Origin of the sequence: Pseudoalteromonas sp. P1-11 (genome assembly GCF_001399995.1) — a bacterium.
Lineage (GTDB): Bacteria > Pseudomonadota > Gammaproteobacteria > Enterobacterales > Alteromonadaceae > Pseudoalteromonas > Pseudoalteromonas atlantica.
Genome location: NZ_LJSP01000016.1, coordinates 47,094 through 65,010, shown reverse-complemented (window position 1 = coordinate 65,010; position 17,917 = coordinate 47,094). Strand labels below are relative to the sequence as shown.

The following is a 17,917-nucleotide window of genomic DNA, read 5'->3' as shown; positions in this document are numbered from 1 at the left end:
TTCGATGTGATAAATGATAGCTAATCATTTATCAACGAGAGATACAAGGCGCGAAGCTTGCTTGCGCAAAATGCTAATTACTTCTCTAAAAGCGAAGCGCCTCTAAACCTCTTTGTGAATGCATTGGCTTTATTTACGAGCTATGGCGCATCTAACAATCTAAGGAACCTTCTTTTAAATTATTGGCGATGGTTTGAGATGGGTTTTCGCCAAATAACTGCGTGTAATCTTTAGTAAATTGCCCTGCGTGCCAAAACCCCCAATTGGCCGCTATGATAGATATAGGTTTAGTTAGACCAACCACTTTAAGCTCGCGCCTTACATTGTTAAGTCGGGTTAAACGTAAAAACCTAAGCGGGTTAATACCTAAAATGCTTTCGAAACTGTACTGCAGCGTGCGCCTACTAACAAAAGTAAGCTCGCAAAGTTCGGTTATGGTTATTGTTTTTTGTGGGTTGGCTGCCACGTACTCTTTTACTTTGTCGACCACCGCTTTACGGTGTTTGTAGCTTGGGGCTATGTTTTGCTGCGGGTTATCGGCTTGCAGTAAATGCAGTGCTAGCATACTAAGCATATCTTGCTGTGATTCTGGTTTAAGCCCAAAACCTTTACAGGCAACCATACTATTAATAATTTGCCTTGCTGTTTGCAGCGATGAGTCACTTACCGTTAAACGAGCAGATTGTGCAGATGATAGGTTTTTAATTGTTACGCCTTGTAACTGCGCCATGTACTCAATGGAATGCCAATCAATAACCAAACCGTAAATATCAAATTGTTCAGGGGTAATTAGCTCAAAGTCGCTGCTGCTGGTACGGCACATAAATTGATTGCTCGCTACATCAAGACCATTAATTTTGCTTTGTTGCGACTGACTCGGTATGCCAAGCCAAATAGAGTTAGGCGCTATGTTGCATTGCTGGCGCAGCGCACGCTCGGTGTACTCTTTAAAAGCATGAATATCGTTGTAATTTACGCCTTCTATACAGCCATAAAAGCGGCCATCGCTTACTTGGTCGTACTTTTGCTGCCATTGAGTGAGGTTATGGGCTTGCTCGTCAATATCGTGCGTGTATACCTTGCTCTTTTGTGGTGCGTTGTTGCTGCCTTGCTGCGCCATATAGGTGATGCTCTTTTAAAGTAAACATATTTTTAGTTTAAGTGAATGCCAAATAAAGGCATTAACTTACTGAAATAAAATAATAAAACGTGATTTGCCAAAACTCGATAGCCACTTGGTACAAATTAAGCCTTCTTGTGACTATTCAAAATTGATTTATAGCTTATATGAGGCAAGACCTATACCAAGGTTTGTAATATTAGTTATGCGGAGTAAATCATGGGGCATACGTACAGTTATACTTTAGGAACACATACTTATCAATTCAAGAGCTTAGCGCAGTTAATGGCTAAAGCTACGCCGCAGCGCTCGGGCGATAGGTTAGCGGGAGTTATTGCACAATCGGCACAAGAGCGCGCTGTAGCGCAGATGACATTGGCCGAAGTACCGCTAAAAACATTTTTAAACGATGTACTTATTCCCTACGAGCAAGACGAAATTACACGCCTTATTATTGATGAGCACGATGCAAACGCTTTTAAGCTTATATCGCACTTAACCGTGGGAGATTTTAGAAACTGGTTATTAAGTGATTTTGCAACGCCTGCGGTACTTGCAAGTGTTAGGCAAGCCATTACCCCTGAAATGGCCGCTGCGGTAAGTAAAATAATGCGTAATCAAGATCTCATACTTGTTGCTAAAAAGTGCCACGTAAAAAGCGCGTTTAGAAACACCATAGGCTTGCCTGGGCATTTATCAACCCGCTTGCAACCTAACCACCCAACCGATGACATAAATGGTATAGCTGCCTGCATGCTTGATGGCCTTTTATACGGCAATGGCGATGCGGTAATTGGTATTAATCCCGCCACCGACAACGTAGCGCAAGCCATTAAGTTAATGACGCTGATGGATGATGTAATTCAAAAATACGAAATTCCAACACAAAGCTGTGTGCTTACCCATGTGACTAACACCATAGAATGCATAGAAGCAGGCGCGCCGGTTGATTTGGTGTTTCAGTCAATAGGCGGTACAGAAGCTACTAACTCAAGCTTTGGTTTTAATTTAAATACACTAGCTGAGGCGCAAGATGCTGCGCTGAGCTTAAAGCGTGGCACGGTTGGCAATAATGTAATGTATTTTGAAACCGGGCAAGGCAGCTCGCTTTCGGCTAATGCACACCATGGGCTTGACCAGCAAACCTGTGAGGCGCGTGCTTATGCTGTAGCACGTAAGTTTAACCCTTTATTAGTTAATACTGTTGTAGGCTTTATTGGCCCCGAGTATTTATTTGATGGTAAAGAAATTACCCGCGCAGGGCTTGAAGATCACTTTTGTGCCAAGCTTTTAGGCATACCTATGGGGTGCGATGTGTGTTACACCAACCACGCCGAGGCCGACCAAAACGATATGGATAACTTACTCACCTTATTAGGCGTGGCGGGTTGCTCGTTTGTAATGGGGATTCCAGGCTCGGACGATATTATGCTTAATTACCAAACTACCTCATTTCATGATGCCTTATATGTGCGCCGAGTTTTAGGCTCGCGCCCAGCGCCCGAGTTTGAAGCGTGGCTTAGCAAAATGAAAATTATGGAAAATACCGCCGAGACTATTTTATCAAACACCTTACCAACTGCCTTTGCTAAGCCATTAAAAGCTGTACATGGAGGGATGTAATGAAAGCGGTTAAAAGCATAAACACGCAAAGCAGCCACGATCACGATAATGGCAAAGTGGTTGAAAACCCATGGAGCGATTTACGTCGTTTTACCGATGCCCGTATAGGCCTCGGCCGGGCAGGCATTAGTTTACCTACATCTGAAATGCTAGCGTTTCAGCTATCGCATGCTCAGGCGCGCGATGCGGTTAACTTTCCGTTAGATATTAGCGAAATGACAAAAACTCTCAGTGCTATTGATGCGCTTAGCGAGGTTGAAAAACCGCTAAGTGTACAAAGTGAGGCTGTTGATCGTGTTACCTATTTACAGCGCCCCGATTTAGGCCGAAAGCTAAACCAAGCAGGGCGTACAACGCTTTTAAACACTATGCAAAGTAGGCAAAACAGTACTCAGGCGCAATACGATTTAGCCATTGTAGTAGTTGATGGGCTTTCGTCGTTGGCGGTACAAAAAAACGCAGCGCCATTTATAAGCGAGCTTTTAAAGCAGCTTCCTACTGAGCCCTCACCTTACAAAATTGCGCCAATTACCCTAGTAGAGCAAGGTCGCGTAGCGATTGGTGATGACATTGGCGAGCTGTTAAACGCACAAGTGGTAATGGTATTAATTGGTGAGCGCCCAGGACTTAGCTCCCCCGACAGCCTTGGCCTTTACTTAACGTGGGAGCCAAAAACGGGGCTTAACGATGCGTGCCGTAATTGTATTTCTAACATTCGCCCTGCAGGGCTTAGCTACTTTGAGGCTGCCCGAAGAGCCGTATATTTACTGCAAGAGGCCAAAAAGTGCGGGCTTACTGGGGTTAACTTAAAAGACAGAACACAAGACGATGTAATAGAGCATCAGGTTCAAACCACAAATTTTTTAATCGCGGAATAAAACCATAAAAAGAGGTCAATATGTCTAATAACAATAAAGAGTATCTTGCACAAAGGCAGTTAAAAAGTGGCACTGCGGGCTGGTTATTGCTTGCAGGGCTAGGGGTGTCGTATGTAATTTCGGGCGACTTTGCAGGCTGGAACTTTGGCATAGCCGAAGCCGGCTGGGGCGGATTTGCCATTGCTGCCGTGTTAATGGCAATAATGTATTTAACGCTGGTGTTATCGCTTGCTGAAATGTCGGCAGCAATTCCTGCGGCGGGTGGCGGTTACAGTTTTGCACGACAAGCAATGGGCCCAGCTGGGGGTTATTTAACTGGCCTTGCGGTATTAATTGAATATGCATTAGCCCCCGCCGCCATTGTTATATTTATTGGCTCGGCGGTTGAGGCGTTAACGGGTTTTAATGGCCCGTGGGTATATGCACTGTTTTATTTAACGTTTGTAGGTATTCATTTAGCGGGTGTGGGTGAAGCGTTAAAAGTAATGATGGTGATAAGTGGCTTAGCAGTATTGGCTATTATTGCCACTGCCGTGGCGTTAATTGCTAATTTTGACGCGGCTAATTTATTTGATGTTGCGGTAACTAATGCTGCAGGTGCAAATGAATTTTTACCACTTGGTTGGTATGGTGTTTGGGCTGCATTGCCTTTTGCTATGTGGTTATTTTTAGCAGTAGAAGGCGTGCCGCTTGCAGCCGAAGAAGCTAAAAATCCGGCTAAAGATGTACCTAAAGGCATTATTGGCGCTATGTTATTTTTACTGTTTACCGCTTTACTTGTTGTGGTATTAGTTCCAGCTGCTGGTGGTGCAAACGCAATGGGCGCCAGTGCAGTTCCTTTAGTTGATGCGCTTAACGCCACGGGCAATACAAGCTTAGCCACTGTAGTAAATATTTTAGGTTTAGCGGGGCTGGTCGCGTCGTTCTTTTCGATTATTTATGGTTATAGCCGTTTAGTGTTTGCGCTTTCGCGTGCGGGCTATTTGCCGCGTTCGTTATCAATTACTACAGAGCGCAAAGTACCCGCGCGTGCGTTAGTTGTACCCGCTATTTTTGGATTTATTGCCTCACTGAGTGGCGAGGGCGATTTAATGCTAGCCATGGCGGTGGTAGGTGCAACGGTATCGTATGCGTTAATGGCGCTGAGCCATATAATGTTACGTATTAAGCAACCTAATTTAGCTCGCCCGTATAAAACGCCAGGTGGCGTGGTTACATCGGGTATTGCGCTAGTGTTATCGCTTATTGCATTAACGGGTGTGTATGCGTTTGACCCTCGTGCATTTTTATACACCGTAGTGCTATTTGTGATTGGTGCAGCTTATTACTTTGGCTATAGCGCTAAGCATTTAGTCGCTAAAAGTGCAGATGAAGAGTTTGCTATGCTTGCCGACGCTGAAGCGGACTTAGCCGCCTCAAATTAAGGGGGTTAACACTAGGGTAAAAGTGTTGCTTTTAAAACGCCAGCAAGCTGCGCTTCTACAAGGTAATTTACCTCTGTGTTAATTTTGTCGGTAGGCACGAAGCTTGCTCGCGCAAAATGCTAGTTGCTTCTCTAAAAGTGAAGCGCCTCTAAACCTCTTAGTGATTTATTGATCTTTAATACAAAAATGCACAAAGAGAAGAGAGAGAAGTAAACGAGCAGCCAAAGTAAATTAGTATAAGTTATCTGTATATCACCACCGAGTACACCGAGGCGCTTCGCGCTACACAGAGAAAACACCCGTAACGTTTAGTCACTTCTCTAGGTATTCTCCTTCGCTTCTCGGTGGTGAAACAATCACTTTATACCTCGGTTAAAGCATTGTTTTTAAACGCCAGCAAACTGCTCGTCTACAGCCCATTTAACTTATGCGGGTTACTTTTACTTTTATTTTCCCTGCATTGGCGCCGTAAAATCGGCTTAAGTCATTGGCAAAGGGGCTAAATTCACCTGATTTAGTAATGGTTACTGTAGCGCCATTGGCTATTTCAAATAAATATTCGTCGTTATTGTTAATTGCGCCAACCAAAGAGAACCACTGCGCTCTTGGAAGTCGTCTAAATGGTTCAAGCAATGCCATGGGGATTTCTTTAACCCCTAATTGCACATTATCGCGGTGCCAGCCGCTTGCAGTGCATTTTATGCCGTCGTCATACCAAAATTGATTAGGGTAAGGTTCAAACTTATAAGTTGCGCCTTCAACTAACATAAGCCCGGTATTGTTATGTGCCTCGCTGGCAAACACTATTACATCTTGGCTTTGCGAAACTTGTAATACGCTCATGTTTTGGTTTTCAAGGGCAATGTGTTGGCTTAAACCAGTAAAGCTTAATGTGCTGTTATCGTTATACCTAATTTTGTAATGCAGGTTTTTAAGCGATTCTGGGCGATAGCTAGTTAGTTTATTAATTCGTGTAGCTACGCTTTGATGTATATGTGGTTCTAGGTTGCTGGCTTCGTTATTAATAAGTACATAGCACTCCCTATCCACCAATTTAAAAAAGGGATTAAACCAAAAGTAATTTTGCTGATGACTTAAAGCCAGAGGATCGGGCGTTACGGTTACATCGTCTTGGTCAACTAATTTACTGCCAGGCAATAAGGTTTCGTAGTCAATGTCGTGACTGGTTAATAAACTAATATTAAGTGGTTGCTCAATTAACCATTCAAGCGCATAGCGTAGGCAAATATCAGCTAGGCCATCGCGGTAATAACCGCCGCCAATATCTGAATGCGCCCCTGCAAACCAAAGCTCGGTAATATTATTTTGATGGTTCATTAGGGTGGGTTCAAACGCACGGCGTTTTTCATCAAGTGCTACGCAGTGCAGTGCCTGCGAAATATTATTAGCAATGGTGTGGTTTTCAAATATTACATGCTCGGCACCGCGCGTTGCTTTACTGACTTTTGATAAACCTATTGAGGCCACGGTATCAAATACACATACGTAAACATTATCGCTAATTAAAGGTTCTAGGATTTTTGCAAAACGCCTAGCGAGTGCGCCGCCTCGGCTAAAGCCGGTAAGTAAAAGGGTATCGCCTAGTTGGTAATGCGCTTTAAAATCACCCATGGCTTGATTTAAAATACTAGCAACATCGTCACCACGTGGCGCTAAAGTTTGGTTTAAAATACGTTTTAAGCGGCTACCTTTAGTGCCAATACCTTGATAATAAAAGCTAAGCTGGTTTGTAAATGGAGTGGTGGGGGAGTCATCGAGTTTGCCGCCTAATAATAAATGCAGCTTTAGAATATTAGAAATACTGCTGTCTTCTTTAAAATGGTCTGAGCTAAATTGCTCTGCATCGCGAGGCTCGCCCCCAGTACCATCAAAATTAAAAATTAGCGTTTTACCCGTCATAGCCCTAATCCTTTAATTGTTTTAAATACTCTACACAGGCAATGTTAAATATTAAAGACATTAATTTTTCAAATAGCACGCTAAGAGGCGTTAGCGTGCTTAGCGGGTTATTTAGTGATTATCAAACATATAATGATTTAGCTCTGTGCCCTGGGCAGGCTTAAGCGCTGGGTTTAGCTGAATTAACTGCTGATAAACCTCAGGGTAAAACATTTTTAATCGTGCTACGCGGGCTAAGTGGTTTGGCTCAAATTTTTCCACAAGCTGCAAAGCTAAAGGAATCATTGGGCTTAACTCCCCTTTGGTGTAACTTTGCTCTAGTGCTAAGTCGAGTATATCTACGCCAAGCTTACTTGGATCAGCCGGTATTTTATTATCAATTAAAAATTGTACTGCCTCAGAAGAAGACGATGCAGCTTGTGTATAAACGTCGCGCCCATGTATATCGGTAATCGAAAAATCAAAACCCGCCTGTGCGAGTGCTTGCCAATGATTTAGCGAAAAGCGGCTTAATCGTGTTAACTCACGCGGTGGCTTAGGGTTTATGCGGTTTTGCCAAGTAGTGATTAAATCATCAGGGTTTAAGAGTAATAAAGAAAAAAGCGTATCGGTTTCGGCTTGAGTTAATACCGTACTGAGACTGTATTCATAAGCTTTTTGATATTCTTTCTTAGATAAATATTCGTTAAATGTGCTTTGGCTTCTATCGTTTGAAAGCTGGTTACTCAGACTACTCCACCAATAATTGACTAAAACAGGGTCTATATCGTGCAAAACACGTACAAAGTTAGATCCGTGCTTATTTTTAACCTGTTGAACTTTGTCATAAGCTTGCATTACTGTGTGCAGCTGCTCTGTATCTTTTAACTGTTGTTGTAACAGCTCACAGTTTTGCCTTTTATTGTTTAGCTGCGCTTTTTGCTGCTTTAAATCTACTGAAAAAAGGGCAACATCAGAATTATCAGGCTCAGTTATTTGGGGTAACGCGTTATTGTTAATTTTACTAATAGGGCTAAAGTAAGCGTATTGCGCTGGGTTGTCCTGCTTATTAATATAGGCCCCTTGCTGGTAAATAAAGTCATTTACAAAAAATACCCCTTTGCTATTTAGGTCTTCATTCGCATTGCCGCTATGTGCTTTGTAACCACGCTTTTTAAGATAATCTAAAAGCTGGGTGTGCTTAGTATCTAATGGGGCTAGGGTTAAGTTACCGCTTTTAGGCAGGTTTACAATAGCCACGTCTAAACCTGTAAATAGGCCTGGCTCGTTGGTTGGCGTAATCCCTTTTTTTTGCAGTGCTTTTACAAGAGGTAAATTAAATTTACTGACCGCAATATCGGCTAAGTTATATAAAACAGTGTTTTTTTCGTATAACGGCAGGGCATCTAGCACGGGAACTTGCTGTAAAAGCGCAATAATATACTCATTTGGAATATCGTTTTTTATAGCGGTAGCCACTTCATTCACTGTAAATTGGTTAGATGAAATTGCCTGCTCAAACTCTTTTGGCGTAAATTTATTTGCATTAAGCACAAACAATGTCGCCGGAGAAATTACCTCACTGCCTTCAAGTTTAATAAAGGTTTTAGAGTAAGTGGTAAATGTATCGGTGTTGTTTAATAAAGCATAAAGGGTTTCTTTTTGTACATTTTCATCAAGGGGTACACTCAGAGTAAGTCCTGGAGGGTTATGCTTATTATCTCCAAGCTGTTGAATCATTTCTTTTACTTTATCATTGGTGAAGCCCTTAATTGCCTCAATACCTTGCCAATTAGCTAACTCGTTTAAAGAGCTAGTAATGTTAAGTTGCTGCTTTTGCTCTGCAATAATGGCATCTTTTAAAAGGGCAATGTATGTACGCTGATTGATTTTTGATAAATCTGTATACTTTAAAAGCGTGGATACCGATGTCCCTTTTTTAAGTTCACTTACAAAAAATGAAACAAGCGATTGATTCAATGTTTGTACTTTATTGCTTTGTTGTTGTGACTGATCTCTACACAGGCTAATCTGTTTTTTTAGTTTATTAACTACCTGTAGCGGTGAGTCCTCATTTGGCTGCTTTTTATTAACTACGCTGGTCTGAGAGGTGGTTGGTTTAACTTGTTCTGCTTGCTCTACAGCTACAGAGTGCGGTTGAGTTTGAAAAAAATAAACAGCTAAAGCAGTGATTATTACAATCCCAAAAAGTACTTTTTTCATTAGCGTCAATCCCTTGAATTACAATTACATCTAACTGCATGGTACTATTTTAGATACGCATAAAGCAAAAAAGCTTTAAAAGATAATTTACATTACCTATTAAAGCTTCTTGACTATTTAGCTGCTGTTTATGTTCTAGTGCAGTTTCATTTTAGGGCGTACTACGCGCAGTACTTTTTCGCTTATCCATAACGCAAAGGTTTTTGCGCTGCCGTGTATGGCGCGCTGGTGCATGCGATACAGTGATATATACATAAAGCGAGCAATTTTACCTTCTATAAAAAAGGTATTGCTGGTTAAGTTACCCATTAAATTACCTACCGTACTGTAGCGCGATAAATTAACGAGTGAGCCATGGTCGCTATATTTAAAGCCGCACAATGGCTGTTGTTTTAACGTGGCAATGAGGTTTTTTTCTACACATAGCGCCATTTGATGCGCCGATTGTGCGCGTGGGGGTACAAGCTTTCCGTCTTCTTGGGTAAAGGCGCAGCAATCACCAATAACAAAAATGCTTTCATCTACGGTGCTTTGTAAAAACTCGTTTACTTGAATTTGGTTACTGCGGGTAAGATCAAAAATACCTAAATCTTTAATAAAGTCTGGCGCTTTTACACCTGCAGCCCATACCATTATATCGGCGTCTATGTGTTCTTCGTCTTTTGTTATAAACCCTTGTTCGGTGGCTTCTTTTACCAGTGTTTGCTCTCGTACGTTTACGCCGAGTTTTAATAACTCGCGTTTTGCGCTATCGGCTATGCGCTCGGGTAGGGCGGGCAAAATACGGGGCCCCGCTTCTATTAAATGAATATGTAAACGCTTAGACGACATATTTGTAAGGCCGTAAAGCTTTAATAATTCAGATACATGGTAAAGCTCTGCTGAGAGCTCAACACCGGTTGCGCCGCCGCCCACAATGGCAATATTTAATGATTGTTGTTGGTTGTCGTCTTGGTGAAGGCGAGTAAAGCTGTCGAGTAGAGAATGCTGAAAACGCTCAGCTTGCTGATTTGAGTCTAAAAAGTAGCAATGATCTTTTATGCCTGGGGTATTAAAGTCGTTGCTTACGCTGCCAATGGCAATAACAAGGTGGTCGTAGCGTACGCTGCGCTGCGGCAAAATAGTGTGGCCTAGCTCATCAAGGTGCGGTGCAAGGGTAATGGTTTTATTGCTTTGGTCTATATCGCAAAATGTACCAAGCTGAAAATTATAATGATGTTTTGCAGCGTGGGCTGAATACACAACGCCATCTAAATCGGGGTCAATAGAGCCTGTCGCTACTTCGTGTAGTAACGGCTTCCATATGTGGGTGCGGTTTTTATCGATTAAAAGAATTTCGGCTTGTTTTTTCTTCCCTAATTTATGCCCTAATTGTGTTGCCAGCTCTAGTCCGCCTGCGCCACCGCCAATAACGACGATTTTAGGTTTAGTTATATTCATAGCAATGCCCTTAAAAAATAATATACCCAAATAATCTGCTTATAACGCTTATAAAAAATCACTTGGGTATACAAAATTAGCTTGGCTGTTAACACCATTGAGCATCTGGTGCGTATTTTGCGCCTAAATAAAACATATGTCAGCAATTGATAAGCTTATTTGTTGTATACTAAGGTCTAAATTGCCTCAGTATGAAAAATTTAGCGCTTTACAGGGCCCTAATATAAAGGCGCTACTTTACATAAAAGACAGCTTGCTTTTAATAGGGTATAACGCTGATATTAAATGCTTTTAATTATTTTAACCTATTGATTTTAAGTAGGTTTTAGTGCTTTGTGGATTATTGCAATAAAGCCGCTAATACTTGCAATCTATGCATTATCTAAATTGCTTTTAATGCCAACAGACACTCTTATATTGAGATGCTTTGGGCTATATGCAAATATTTCATTTACGTTGCACTTTTGCTGTTAAAGCCCATTCCCTAGCCAAAAAGGATATTTATGACCACGCCATTAATTAAATCACTTGAGCAGCATTTTGGTTTTAGCCAATTTAGAGCAGGGCAACAGCAAACCATTGAGCAGCTTTTAAATGGGCAATCGTCACTGGCTATATTTCCTACGGGGTCGGGTAAGTCGTTGTGTTATCAGCTAACAGCTATGCATTTACCAAACTTAACCTTGGTGGTGTCGCCTTTACTTGCATTGATGAAAGATCAAATTAGCTTTTTAAATAGTAAAGGTATTTATGCGGCAAGCCTTGATTCGAGCCAAGACCAAATGCAAAGCAGCACCGTAATGAACGATGTGCGAAATGGTAAAATTAAAGTGTTAATGGTGTCGGTTGAGCGTTTTAAAAACGAGCGTTTTAGAGAGTTTATAAGCCAAGTTGCGCTGTCTATGCTGGTGGTAGACGAAGCGCACTGTATATCTGAATGGGGCCATAACTTTAGACCCGACTACCTTAAACTACCGCGATACCGCGAAGAGCTAAATATTCCACTGGTACTATTACTCACCGCCACAGCCACTAAAAAAGTAAAACGCGACATGAGCGAGCGTTTTAATATTGCCCCTGAGTGTATTGTACAAACCGGCTTTTACCGCGCTAACCTCGATTTAAGTGTGCTAAGTGTAAAAACGGCTGATAAAAACACTGAGCTTACAAACATAGTGCGTGCGCAAAATGGCCCAGGTATTGTGTATGTAACGCTTCAGCAAAGTGCCGAGCAAGTGGCTAATACGCTAAGTGCGCAAGGTATTAAAGCGGTTGCGTATCATGCAGGGCTTGAAGATACACTAAGGTGGCAAATTCAAGATGATTTTATGGCGGGTAAAATTAACGTTGTTGTGGCAACTATAGCCTTTGGTATGGGCGTTGATAAATCAGATATTCGCTTTGTTATTCATTACGATTTACCAAAATCAATTGAAAACTACAGCCAAGAAATTGGCCGCGCAGGGCGCGATGGCAACCCATCAAACTGTTACACCTTGGCTAATTTAGATGGCCTAAACACAGTAGAAAACTTTGTGTATGGCGACACCCCTGAGCTGAGCGGCATTGAATACGTAATTAACGATATTAAAGCCCAGCCGCAGCAATGGGAAATGCAAGAATACAGCTTATCGAGCGAAAGTAATATTCGCCAATTAGCGCTTAAAACATTGCTGGTACAACTAGAAATGCAAGGCGCAATAACGCCGCAGTACGCCTATTACGCCGATTTTAAATACAAGTTTTTGGTTGATAAAAACGAGCTACTGAGCCAGTTTGACGAGCCGCGCCAAGCCTTTTTAACGCAAATATTTAGCCACACCGATTTTAAAAAAATATGGGGCACGCTTAATTTTGACACCCTTACCCAAGCTGCCCAAGTTGACCGTAAACGCGTAGTAGCAGCGCTTGATTACCTAGCCGAAAAAAACCTAATAACCCTTGAAACCAAACGTATTACCCAAGTTTACAAAGTGCATAGTGAGGTTATAAATAACCCTGAACTTGCAAAACAATTACACAGTTATTTTATCGAAAAAGAACAAGCCGAGATTAAACGTATAGCTGCATTGGTACGCTTTTTTGAGCTACAAAGTTGCTTAAGCTATAACTTGGCGCGCTATTTTGACGACCAAAATGCGCCAGTGCAATGCGGGCATTGTAGTGTATGCCGTGGTAATGCTGTAAAACTTGAATATTCAATAGAGCCTGCTCACATTGCCGATGACGTTGTTTATCAAAAAGTGGATGAGTTTTTAGCGCACATGACAACAAAAGGTATTCACAGTGTAGGTATTGAAACCCAGTGCCGCTTTTTAGCGGGCATGAGCGTGCCATTATTTGCACGTAATAAAGTACGCCAACTGAGTGGTTTTGCGCTTTGTGAGCAGATGCGTTACAGCGATATAAAAGCAAAACTACTAGCGCGTTAAATTAGTTACTGTATCCTAGTGGCTTATTCAAAAAAGTAAGTCACTATGCCTAATACTGTTATTCCAAGTAAAACTATTTCCTCTACACCTGAGCCCGTAACCTGCGCTAATTGCCAGGCATGTTGCTGCCAATTAGAAGTGCGCATAGTGACCGACACGGGCGTGCCTTTTCAGTACATTGATTACGACAAATGGGGCAGCGAAGTAATGAAACGCGCAGACGACGGCTGGTGCCAAGCACTCGACCGCAATACCCTAATGTGTACCATTTACGAAAACCGCCCACTTACGTGCCGCGAGTTTGAAATGGCCTCAAACGAGTGTATTACAGAGCGCGAAATAGCGGGTATTTAATAAAAACATATGCACTAAAAAAGGGGCTTAAAAAGCCCCTTTGGTTTATCTGTGTTTAGTTAATTAATCGTATTTAGCTTCTAACTCATTAGCTGTATGAAATTTCTCGTGGCTTTGTAATTGCTCATCGTATTTTACAAGGTGTTTAAAGTGGGCAAGTTGGCCTGAGTTTTTAACTATTTCTACAATAAACGACATCATAATATCGGCACCGGTTAACGTGTCGCCGACTAAATAACGTTTACCTTGTAGTCGGTCGTTAAAGTAGCTAATTACTTTTACGGTTTCTGCATCGGCGTAATTTTCTAAAAACTCTGTTTTAGCGCCATCTTTTAAAACAAACATTTTAAGCAGTAGCGGTAAAATAGCTGAGCTTTCCGCAAAGTGAAGCCATTGTTGATACTCAACATATTCGGCAGTGCCGGCTTTTGGTGCAAATTTACCGTTACCGTATTTAGTAATTAAATAATCGGTGATCGCGCCAGATTCGGTAACAATTAAGCCATCGTCTTCAATCACTGGTGACTTACCTAATTGGTGTACTTTTTTAAGTTCGTCAGGCGCTAAAAAGGTCTCTGTGTTGCGCTGGTAGGCAACAATTTCGTAATCAACATCAAGCTCTTCTAAAAGCCAAATAATACGTTTTGAGCGCGATTTATTTAAATGGTGTAGTTTAATCATGTCAGTCCTTGTTGGCGTTACTACATGTGCAGTAACGCTTTATAAAATTTAAAGTGGCTCGTTAATTTTAACAACGGTTTTACCAAAGTTTTTACCATTTAGCATATCGTTAAACGCGCTAATGGTGTTTTCAATACCTTCTACCATGTGTTCGCGGTATTGTACTTTGCCTTCTTTAAGCCATTTTTGCATGTCTTGTGCAAATTCGTCGTAGCGGTGGCCGTAGTCGTCAAAAATTATAAAGCCTTGCATTTTAATACGTTTAGTAAGCAACTGCCCCATTAGCATTCCCATACGATCAGGCCCATCTGGGAGGCTGGTAGAATTATATTGCGATACTAAACCACACAGTGGCACACGGGCTGCGGTATTAAGTAGAGGTAATACGGCATCAAACACTTTACCGCCCACATTTTCATAATAAACATCTATGCCGTTATCACAGGCTTTTTCTAGCTGCTCTGCAAAGTCATCCGCTTTGTGATCAATACAGGCATCGAAGCCCAGCTTTTCAACAGCATGTGTACATTTTTCGCTGCCACCAGCAACGCCTACCACTTTACAGCCTTTAATTTTGGCTATTTGGCCAACGGTTGCGCCAACCGGCCCTGTCGCTGCAGCTACTACGACGGTTTCGCCTTCTTTAGGTGCGCCAATATCAAGTAAGCCCATGTAGGCTGTAAAGCCAGGCATACCCATAATACCGAGTGCGTACGATGGATTTTCTGGCTCTTTACCTAATTGCATAAGGCCTTCGCCGTTAGTAATGGCGTAATCTTGCCAACCGGTGTAAGCAAGTACCCATTCGCCTTCGCTGTATTTATCGTTTTTAGACTCTTCTACTTGGCATACGGTAGCGCCTACCATTACATCGCCCACATTAACCGGATCGGCATACGACTTTGCATCGCTCATGCGGCCACGCATGTATGGGTCAAGTGATAGGTAAATAGTGCGCAGCAGCACCTCGCCATCTTTAAGCGCTGGTAAATCTACTGTTTTAAGTTCAAAGTTTTCATCGGTAGGGGCACCGTGCGGGCGTGATGCTAAAGTAAGTTGACGACTAGTTGCAGACATAAAAATCTCCTCTTAAGAGTGAATTTACTTAGCGAATGTTTACGCGTTTAAAACCAGGTTGAGCCTAAACAATAATGCGCGCTAAGTTATACGAAAATAAAAATTTGTACCTTAATACACGAGCTTTGGGCGCGAGGCTGGTAATTCAAGCTTTGCAGAGTATTTATTCTAAACGGTTTATTTTAGCTTGCTAAAAATATGGCTATCGTAAAACACACCATTTTTATAAATTGCCTGTTTGAGAACAGCCTCGGCCTTAAAACCGCATTTAGTGAGTGCCTTTATAGAGCCAGTATTGCCAGCAAATACAGCGCCAAAAATACGGTTTAGGTTTGAGCTTTTAAATGCGTCATCGCAAATTTGCGAAATAGCCTGGCTCATTACTCCTTGCCCCCAAAAGTGGCTATTAAGCCAATAGCCTATTTCGCCACTGCGGCTATATTCAAATTCTCCAGGGGTGATACCAATACACCCCGCAAATTGCTCATCTACAACAATGGCCTTAACTATTCCACTTTTAGAGCCTTGGTTTATCCACCAGTCGGCGTCGGCTTGAGTATACGGAAATGGAATTTTAGAGGATAAAAAGCGCGTAACCTGTTCATCGTTTAAGGTATTAATAATATGTGGCGCGTCCTTTGGTTTAAAGTCTCTTAGGGTGATCATTGTTTTAATAAAGTGTCTGTTGCATACGGGTCAACTTAGCAAGCAATTAGAGATTGCACAATCACAAAGATTAACCGTTTACGCCTATAACTTTGTTTTAAAGTACTCTAATATAAGCAAAATATGATACCTGTTTAAGATACCTTTATGCACCCACACATAGCTGCCCTTTATAATAGTGCCCAAAAACCAAGCCGTTTAATTATAGGTTTAATGAGTGGTACCTCGTTAGATGGGCTCGATGTAGCACTGTGTAAGGTAACGGGCGCAGGTATAAATACGCAAATTGAAGTGCTGAACTTTACCACCGTTGACTATAACAACGAGTATAAAAGTAAAATAAAGCAGGTATTTGCCAAACGAGAGTGTGACTTAGAACTTGTTACCTTACTGCATCCATGGGTGGGTAAACTCCATGGCGATATGGTTAATCAGTGCTTACATACTTGGCAGGTGAATCCAGCAAGTATTGATGTAATAGCCAGTCACGGGCAAACAATTTACCACTGCCCACAGTCGCAGCATAATCATAAAAGCTTTACTAATGGCACACTACAAATTGGCGACAGCGACCAAATAGCCGTTACTACCGGCATTACAACGATTGGTGACTTTAGGCAAAAACACATAGCCGCAGGGGGCGAAGGTGCACCGCTTGCGGTATATGGCGATTACTTATTTTTTGCAAACCCCAATGAGAACCGCATTTTATTAAACATGGGTGGTATTGCTAATTTAACGTTTTTACCTAAAAGCGGTGATGCAAATAGCGTATTTAGTAGCGACATAGGCCCAGGTAACACCATTATGGATGCGTACGTACAGCAGAATTTTAAAGGCATGCACTTTGATGATGGCGCTAAAATAGCTAAAGCGGGCAAGGTAAATACAGCCTTATTAAATGCAATGTGTAGCAACACTTTTTTTGAGCTTGCGCTGCCTAAAACAACAGGGCCTGAAGTATTTAATTTAGCGTATTTGCATGCCGCTCAGCTGCAAACAAATACACAGCACTTAAGCCATGAAGATGTAATGGCAACTTTAAATATGTTTAGCGCAAGGGTAATTGCAAATGCGTTAAACGAATGCGCGCAAAGTGCTAAAGAGTGTGTGGTGTACGCAAGTGGTGGCGGTATTCATAACCCATTATTAATGGCGCACCTTAATGCGCTGTGCCCGACTATTAAAGCGTTTAAAAAGACTGATGATTTAGGCATAAACCCCGATGCCAAAGAAGCCGTACTATTTGCCATTTTAGCCAACGAATGCCTAGCAGGTGAGCAACAGCACCTAAATAATACTGCGCAGGGTATTGCTGGGGTCACTATGGGTAAAGTGAGTTTTGCTGATTAAGTTTTTATAAATTTGTATACCAACACATTAAAAAAACGAAAATAAACTTGAGCTCATATTCCGAAAGTATTTTTTAACGCCGTGTGGCTTAGTCTGGCTTTTAAGGGCTTGCTGATTTTTATAACCAGCCTCAAACGCATTTACTTGCATATCAAACTGTAAACTATTTTTTAAAGTGGCATTTAAGCCATGCAGCATCAATTGCATTACTAAGCAGTGGCTTTGGGTAATTTTACTTAATGTTAAATACACATAACCACGCTCTAAGTCGGCGTTAGTGAGTACTTTTTCAGTAAAGTATTGTGCATCACGGGCACTGGGATACGTTGCGCTCAGCGAAATAATATCGTTTTCGTGGGCGTCGTCAGGCAATACGCATTGCAGCGTTATTTCATGCATAGCACTGGCTTGCAAGGTTAACTGCTCGTATTCCATTGTGTGCCCCATAGCCGCAGAGAGAGGATCTTCAAACGATTGTAACGCAAATGTGAGTTGCGTCATTGGTGTGCTCATTTACTTCAACTTCTAGATTATAAAAAATACAGTTCGAGTTTAAATTATCACCTATTTTGATTGCAGTTTTATGACAAATTGCACTTAATCGGATAATCACTGTATTTTGATCAAAAAAGATCGCTATATGTTCTTTCTCATTCAACTTTGGAATGGTTTGTCACACATCTGGCATGAAGAGCTATATGTGGCAAGGCTTGTAGGGATGGTGCTGACGTTCCTTATTTGGGTTTT

At 41.8% G+C, this 17,917-nt stretch carries 14 protein-coding genes; 6 read left to right on the top strand and 8 right to left on the bottom strand.

All coding sequences use genetic code 11. The features are described from left to right. Positions 1-151 precede the first annotated feature (151 nt). Entirely contained in the window at positions 152-1,120 is a 969-nt protein-coding gene (locus AN390_RS18065) for a helix-turn-helix domain-containing protein (protein ID WP_055255626.1), read from the bottom strand. A 219-nt stretch (positions 1,121-1,339) separates the two neighbouring features. Between AN390_RS18065 and AN390_RS18060 the strand changes: the two genes are divergently transcribed. From AN390_RS18060 to eat, 3 genes are read left to right on the top strand one after another with little or no spacing between them, the layout of a single operon-like run. Next, the gene (locus tag AN390_RS18060) at positions 1,340-2,743 is read left to right on the top strand and encodes an ethanolamine ammonia-lyase subunit EutB (RefSeq protein ID WP_055255625.1); all 1,404 of its coding nucleotides are present in this window, start codon (positions 1,340-1,342) and stop codon (positions 2,741-2,743) included. After that, a complete protein-coding gene (gene eutC, locus AN390_RS18055; RefSeq protein ID WP_055255624.1) occupies positions 2,743-3,621 on the top strand; it encodes an ethanolamine ammonia-lyase subunit EutC in 879 nt (292 codons plus the stop codon). Before AN390_RS18060 ends, eutC begins: the two co-directional genes overlap by 1 nt. A gap of 20 nt (positions 3,622-3,641) precedes the next feature. Beyond that, a complete protein-coding gene (eat, locus tag AN390_RS18050) occupies positions 3,642-5,045 on the top strand; it encodes an ethanolamine permease (RefSeq protein ID WP_055255623.1) in 1,404 nt (467 codons plus the stop codon). Positions 5,046-5,465: 420 nt separating this feature from the next. On the opposite strand, the gene AN390_RS18045 is transcribed toward eat, so the two are convergent. The 3 genes from AN390_RS18045 to AN390_RS18035 form a co-directional block, all read right to left on the bottom strand. Beyond that, on the bottom strand, positions 5,466-6,965 hold the full coding sequence (locus AN390_RS18045) for a DUF2235 domain-containing protein (protein ID WP_055255622.1): 1,500 nt from the start codon (positions 6,963-6,965) through the stop codon (positions 5,466-5,468). A gap of 111 nt (positions 6,966-7,076) precedes the next feature. Beyond that, complete coding sequence (locus AN390_RS18040) at positions 7,077-9,167, bottom strand: hypothetical protein (RefSeq protein WP_055255621.1); 2,091 nt, start codon at positions 9,165-9,167, stop codon at positions 7,077-7,079. 135 nt (positions 9,168-9,302) lie between these two features. After that, the gene (locus AN390_RS18035) at positions 9,303-10,607 is read right to left on the bottom strand and encodes an NAD(P)/FAD-dependent oxidoreductase (protein ID WP_029772829.1); all 1,305 of its coding nucleotides are present in this window, start codon (positions 10,605-10,607) and stop codon (positions 9,303-9,305) included. A 503-nt stretch (positions 10,608-11,110) separates the two neighbouring features. On the opposite strand from AN390_RS18035, the gene AN390_RS18030 reads away from it, so the two are divergent. Continuing rightward, positions 11,111-13,039 carry an ATP-dependent DNA helicase RecQ gene (locus AN390_RS18030; protein WP_055255620.1) on the top strand — a complete coding sequence of 643 codons (1,929 nt, stop codon included), beginning with the start codon at positions 11,111-11,113 and terminating at the stop codon, positions 13,037-13,039. Between the two features lie 45 nt (positions 13,040-13,084). Next, positions 13,085-13,393, top strand: coding sequence for a YkgJ family cysteine cluster protein (locus tag AN390_RS18025; RefSeq protein WP_004586962.1), 309 nt, complete (start codon positions 13,085-13,087; stop codon positions 13,391-13,393). A 63-nt stretch (positions 13,394-13,456) separates the two neighbouring features. Here the strand turns inward: AN390_RS18025 and AN390_RS18020 are convergent, their stop codons facing one another. The 3 genes from AN390_RS18020 to AN390_RS18010 form a co-directional block, all read right to left on the bottom strand. Further along, a complete protein-coding gene (locus AN390_RS18020; protein WP_004586963.1) occupies positions 13,457-14,074 on the bottom strand; it encodes a glutathione S-transferase family protein in 618 nt (205 codons plus the stop codon). 48 nt (positions 14,075-14,122) lie between these two features. Further along, positions 14,123-15,151: an NADP-dependent oxidoreductase gene (locus AN390_RS18015; protein ID WP_055255619.1), complete on the bottom strand. Its 1,029-nt coding sequence runs from the start codon at positions 15,149-15,151 to the stop codon at positions 14,123-14,125. A gap of 177 nt (positions 15,152-15,328) precedes the next feature. Continuing rightward, positions 15,329-15,817: a GNAT family N-acetyltransferase gene (locus tag AN390_RS18010; protein ID WP_055255618.1), complete on the bottom strand. Its 489-nt coding sequence runs from the start codon at positions 15,815-15,817 to the stop codon at positions 15,329-15,331. Positions 15,818-15,964: 147 nt separating this feature from the next. Here AN390_RS18010 and AN390_RS18005 point away from each other — a divergent pair, with 147 nt between their 5' ends. Next, entirely contained in the window at positions 15,965-17,170 is a 1,206-nt protein-coding gene (locus AN390_RS18005; protein ID WP_055255617.1) for an anhydro-N-acetylmuramic acid kinase, read from the top strand. Positions 17,171-17,197: 27 nt separating this feature from the next. On the opposite strand, the gene AN390_RS18000 is transcribed toward AN390_RS18005, so the two are convergent. Continuing rightward, positions 17,198-17,683 carry a hypothetical protein gene (locus tag AN390_RS18000; RefSeq protein ID WP_024032946.1) on the bottom strand — a complete coding sequence of 162 codons (486 nt, stop codon included), beginning with the start codon at positions 17,681-17,683 and terminating at the stop codon, positions 17,198-17,200. Between the last annotated feature and the right edge of the window lie 234 nt (positions 17,684-17,917).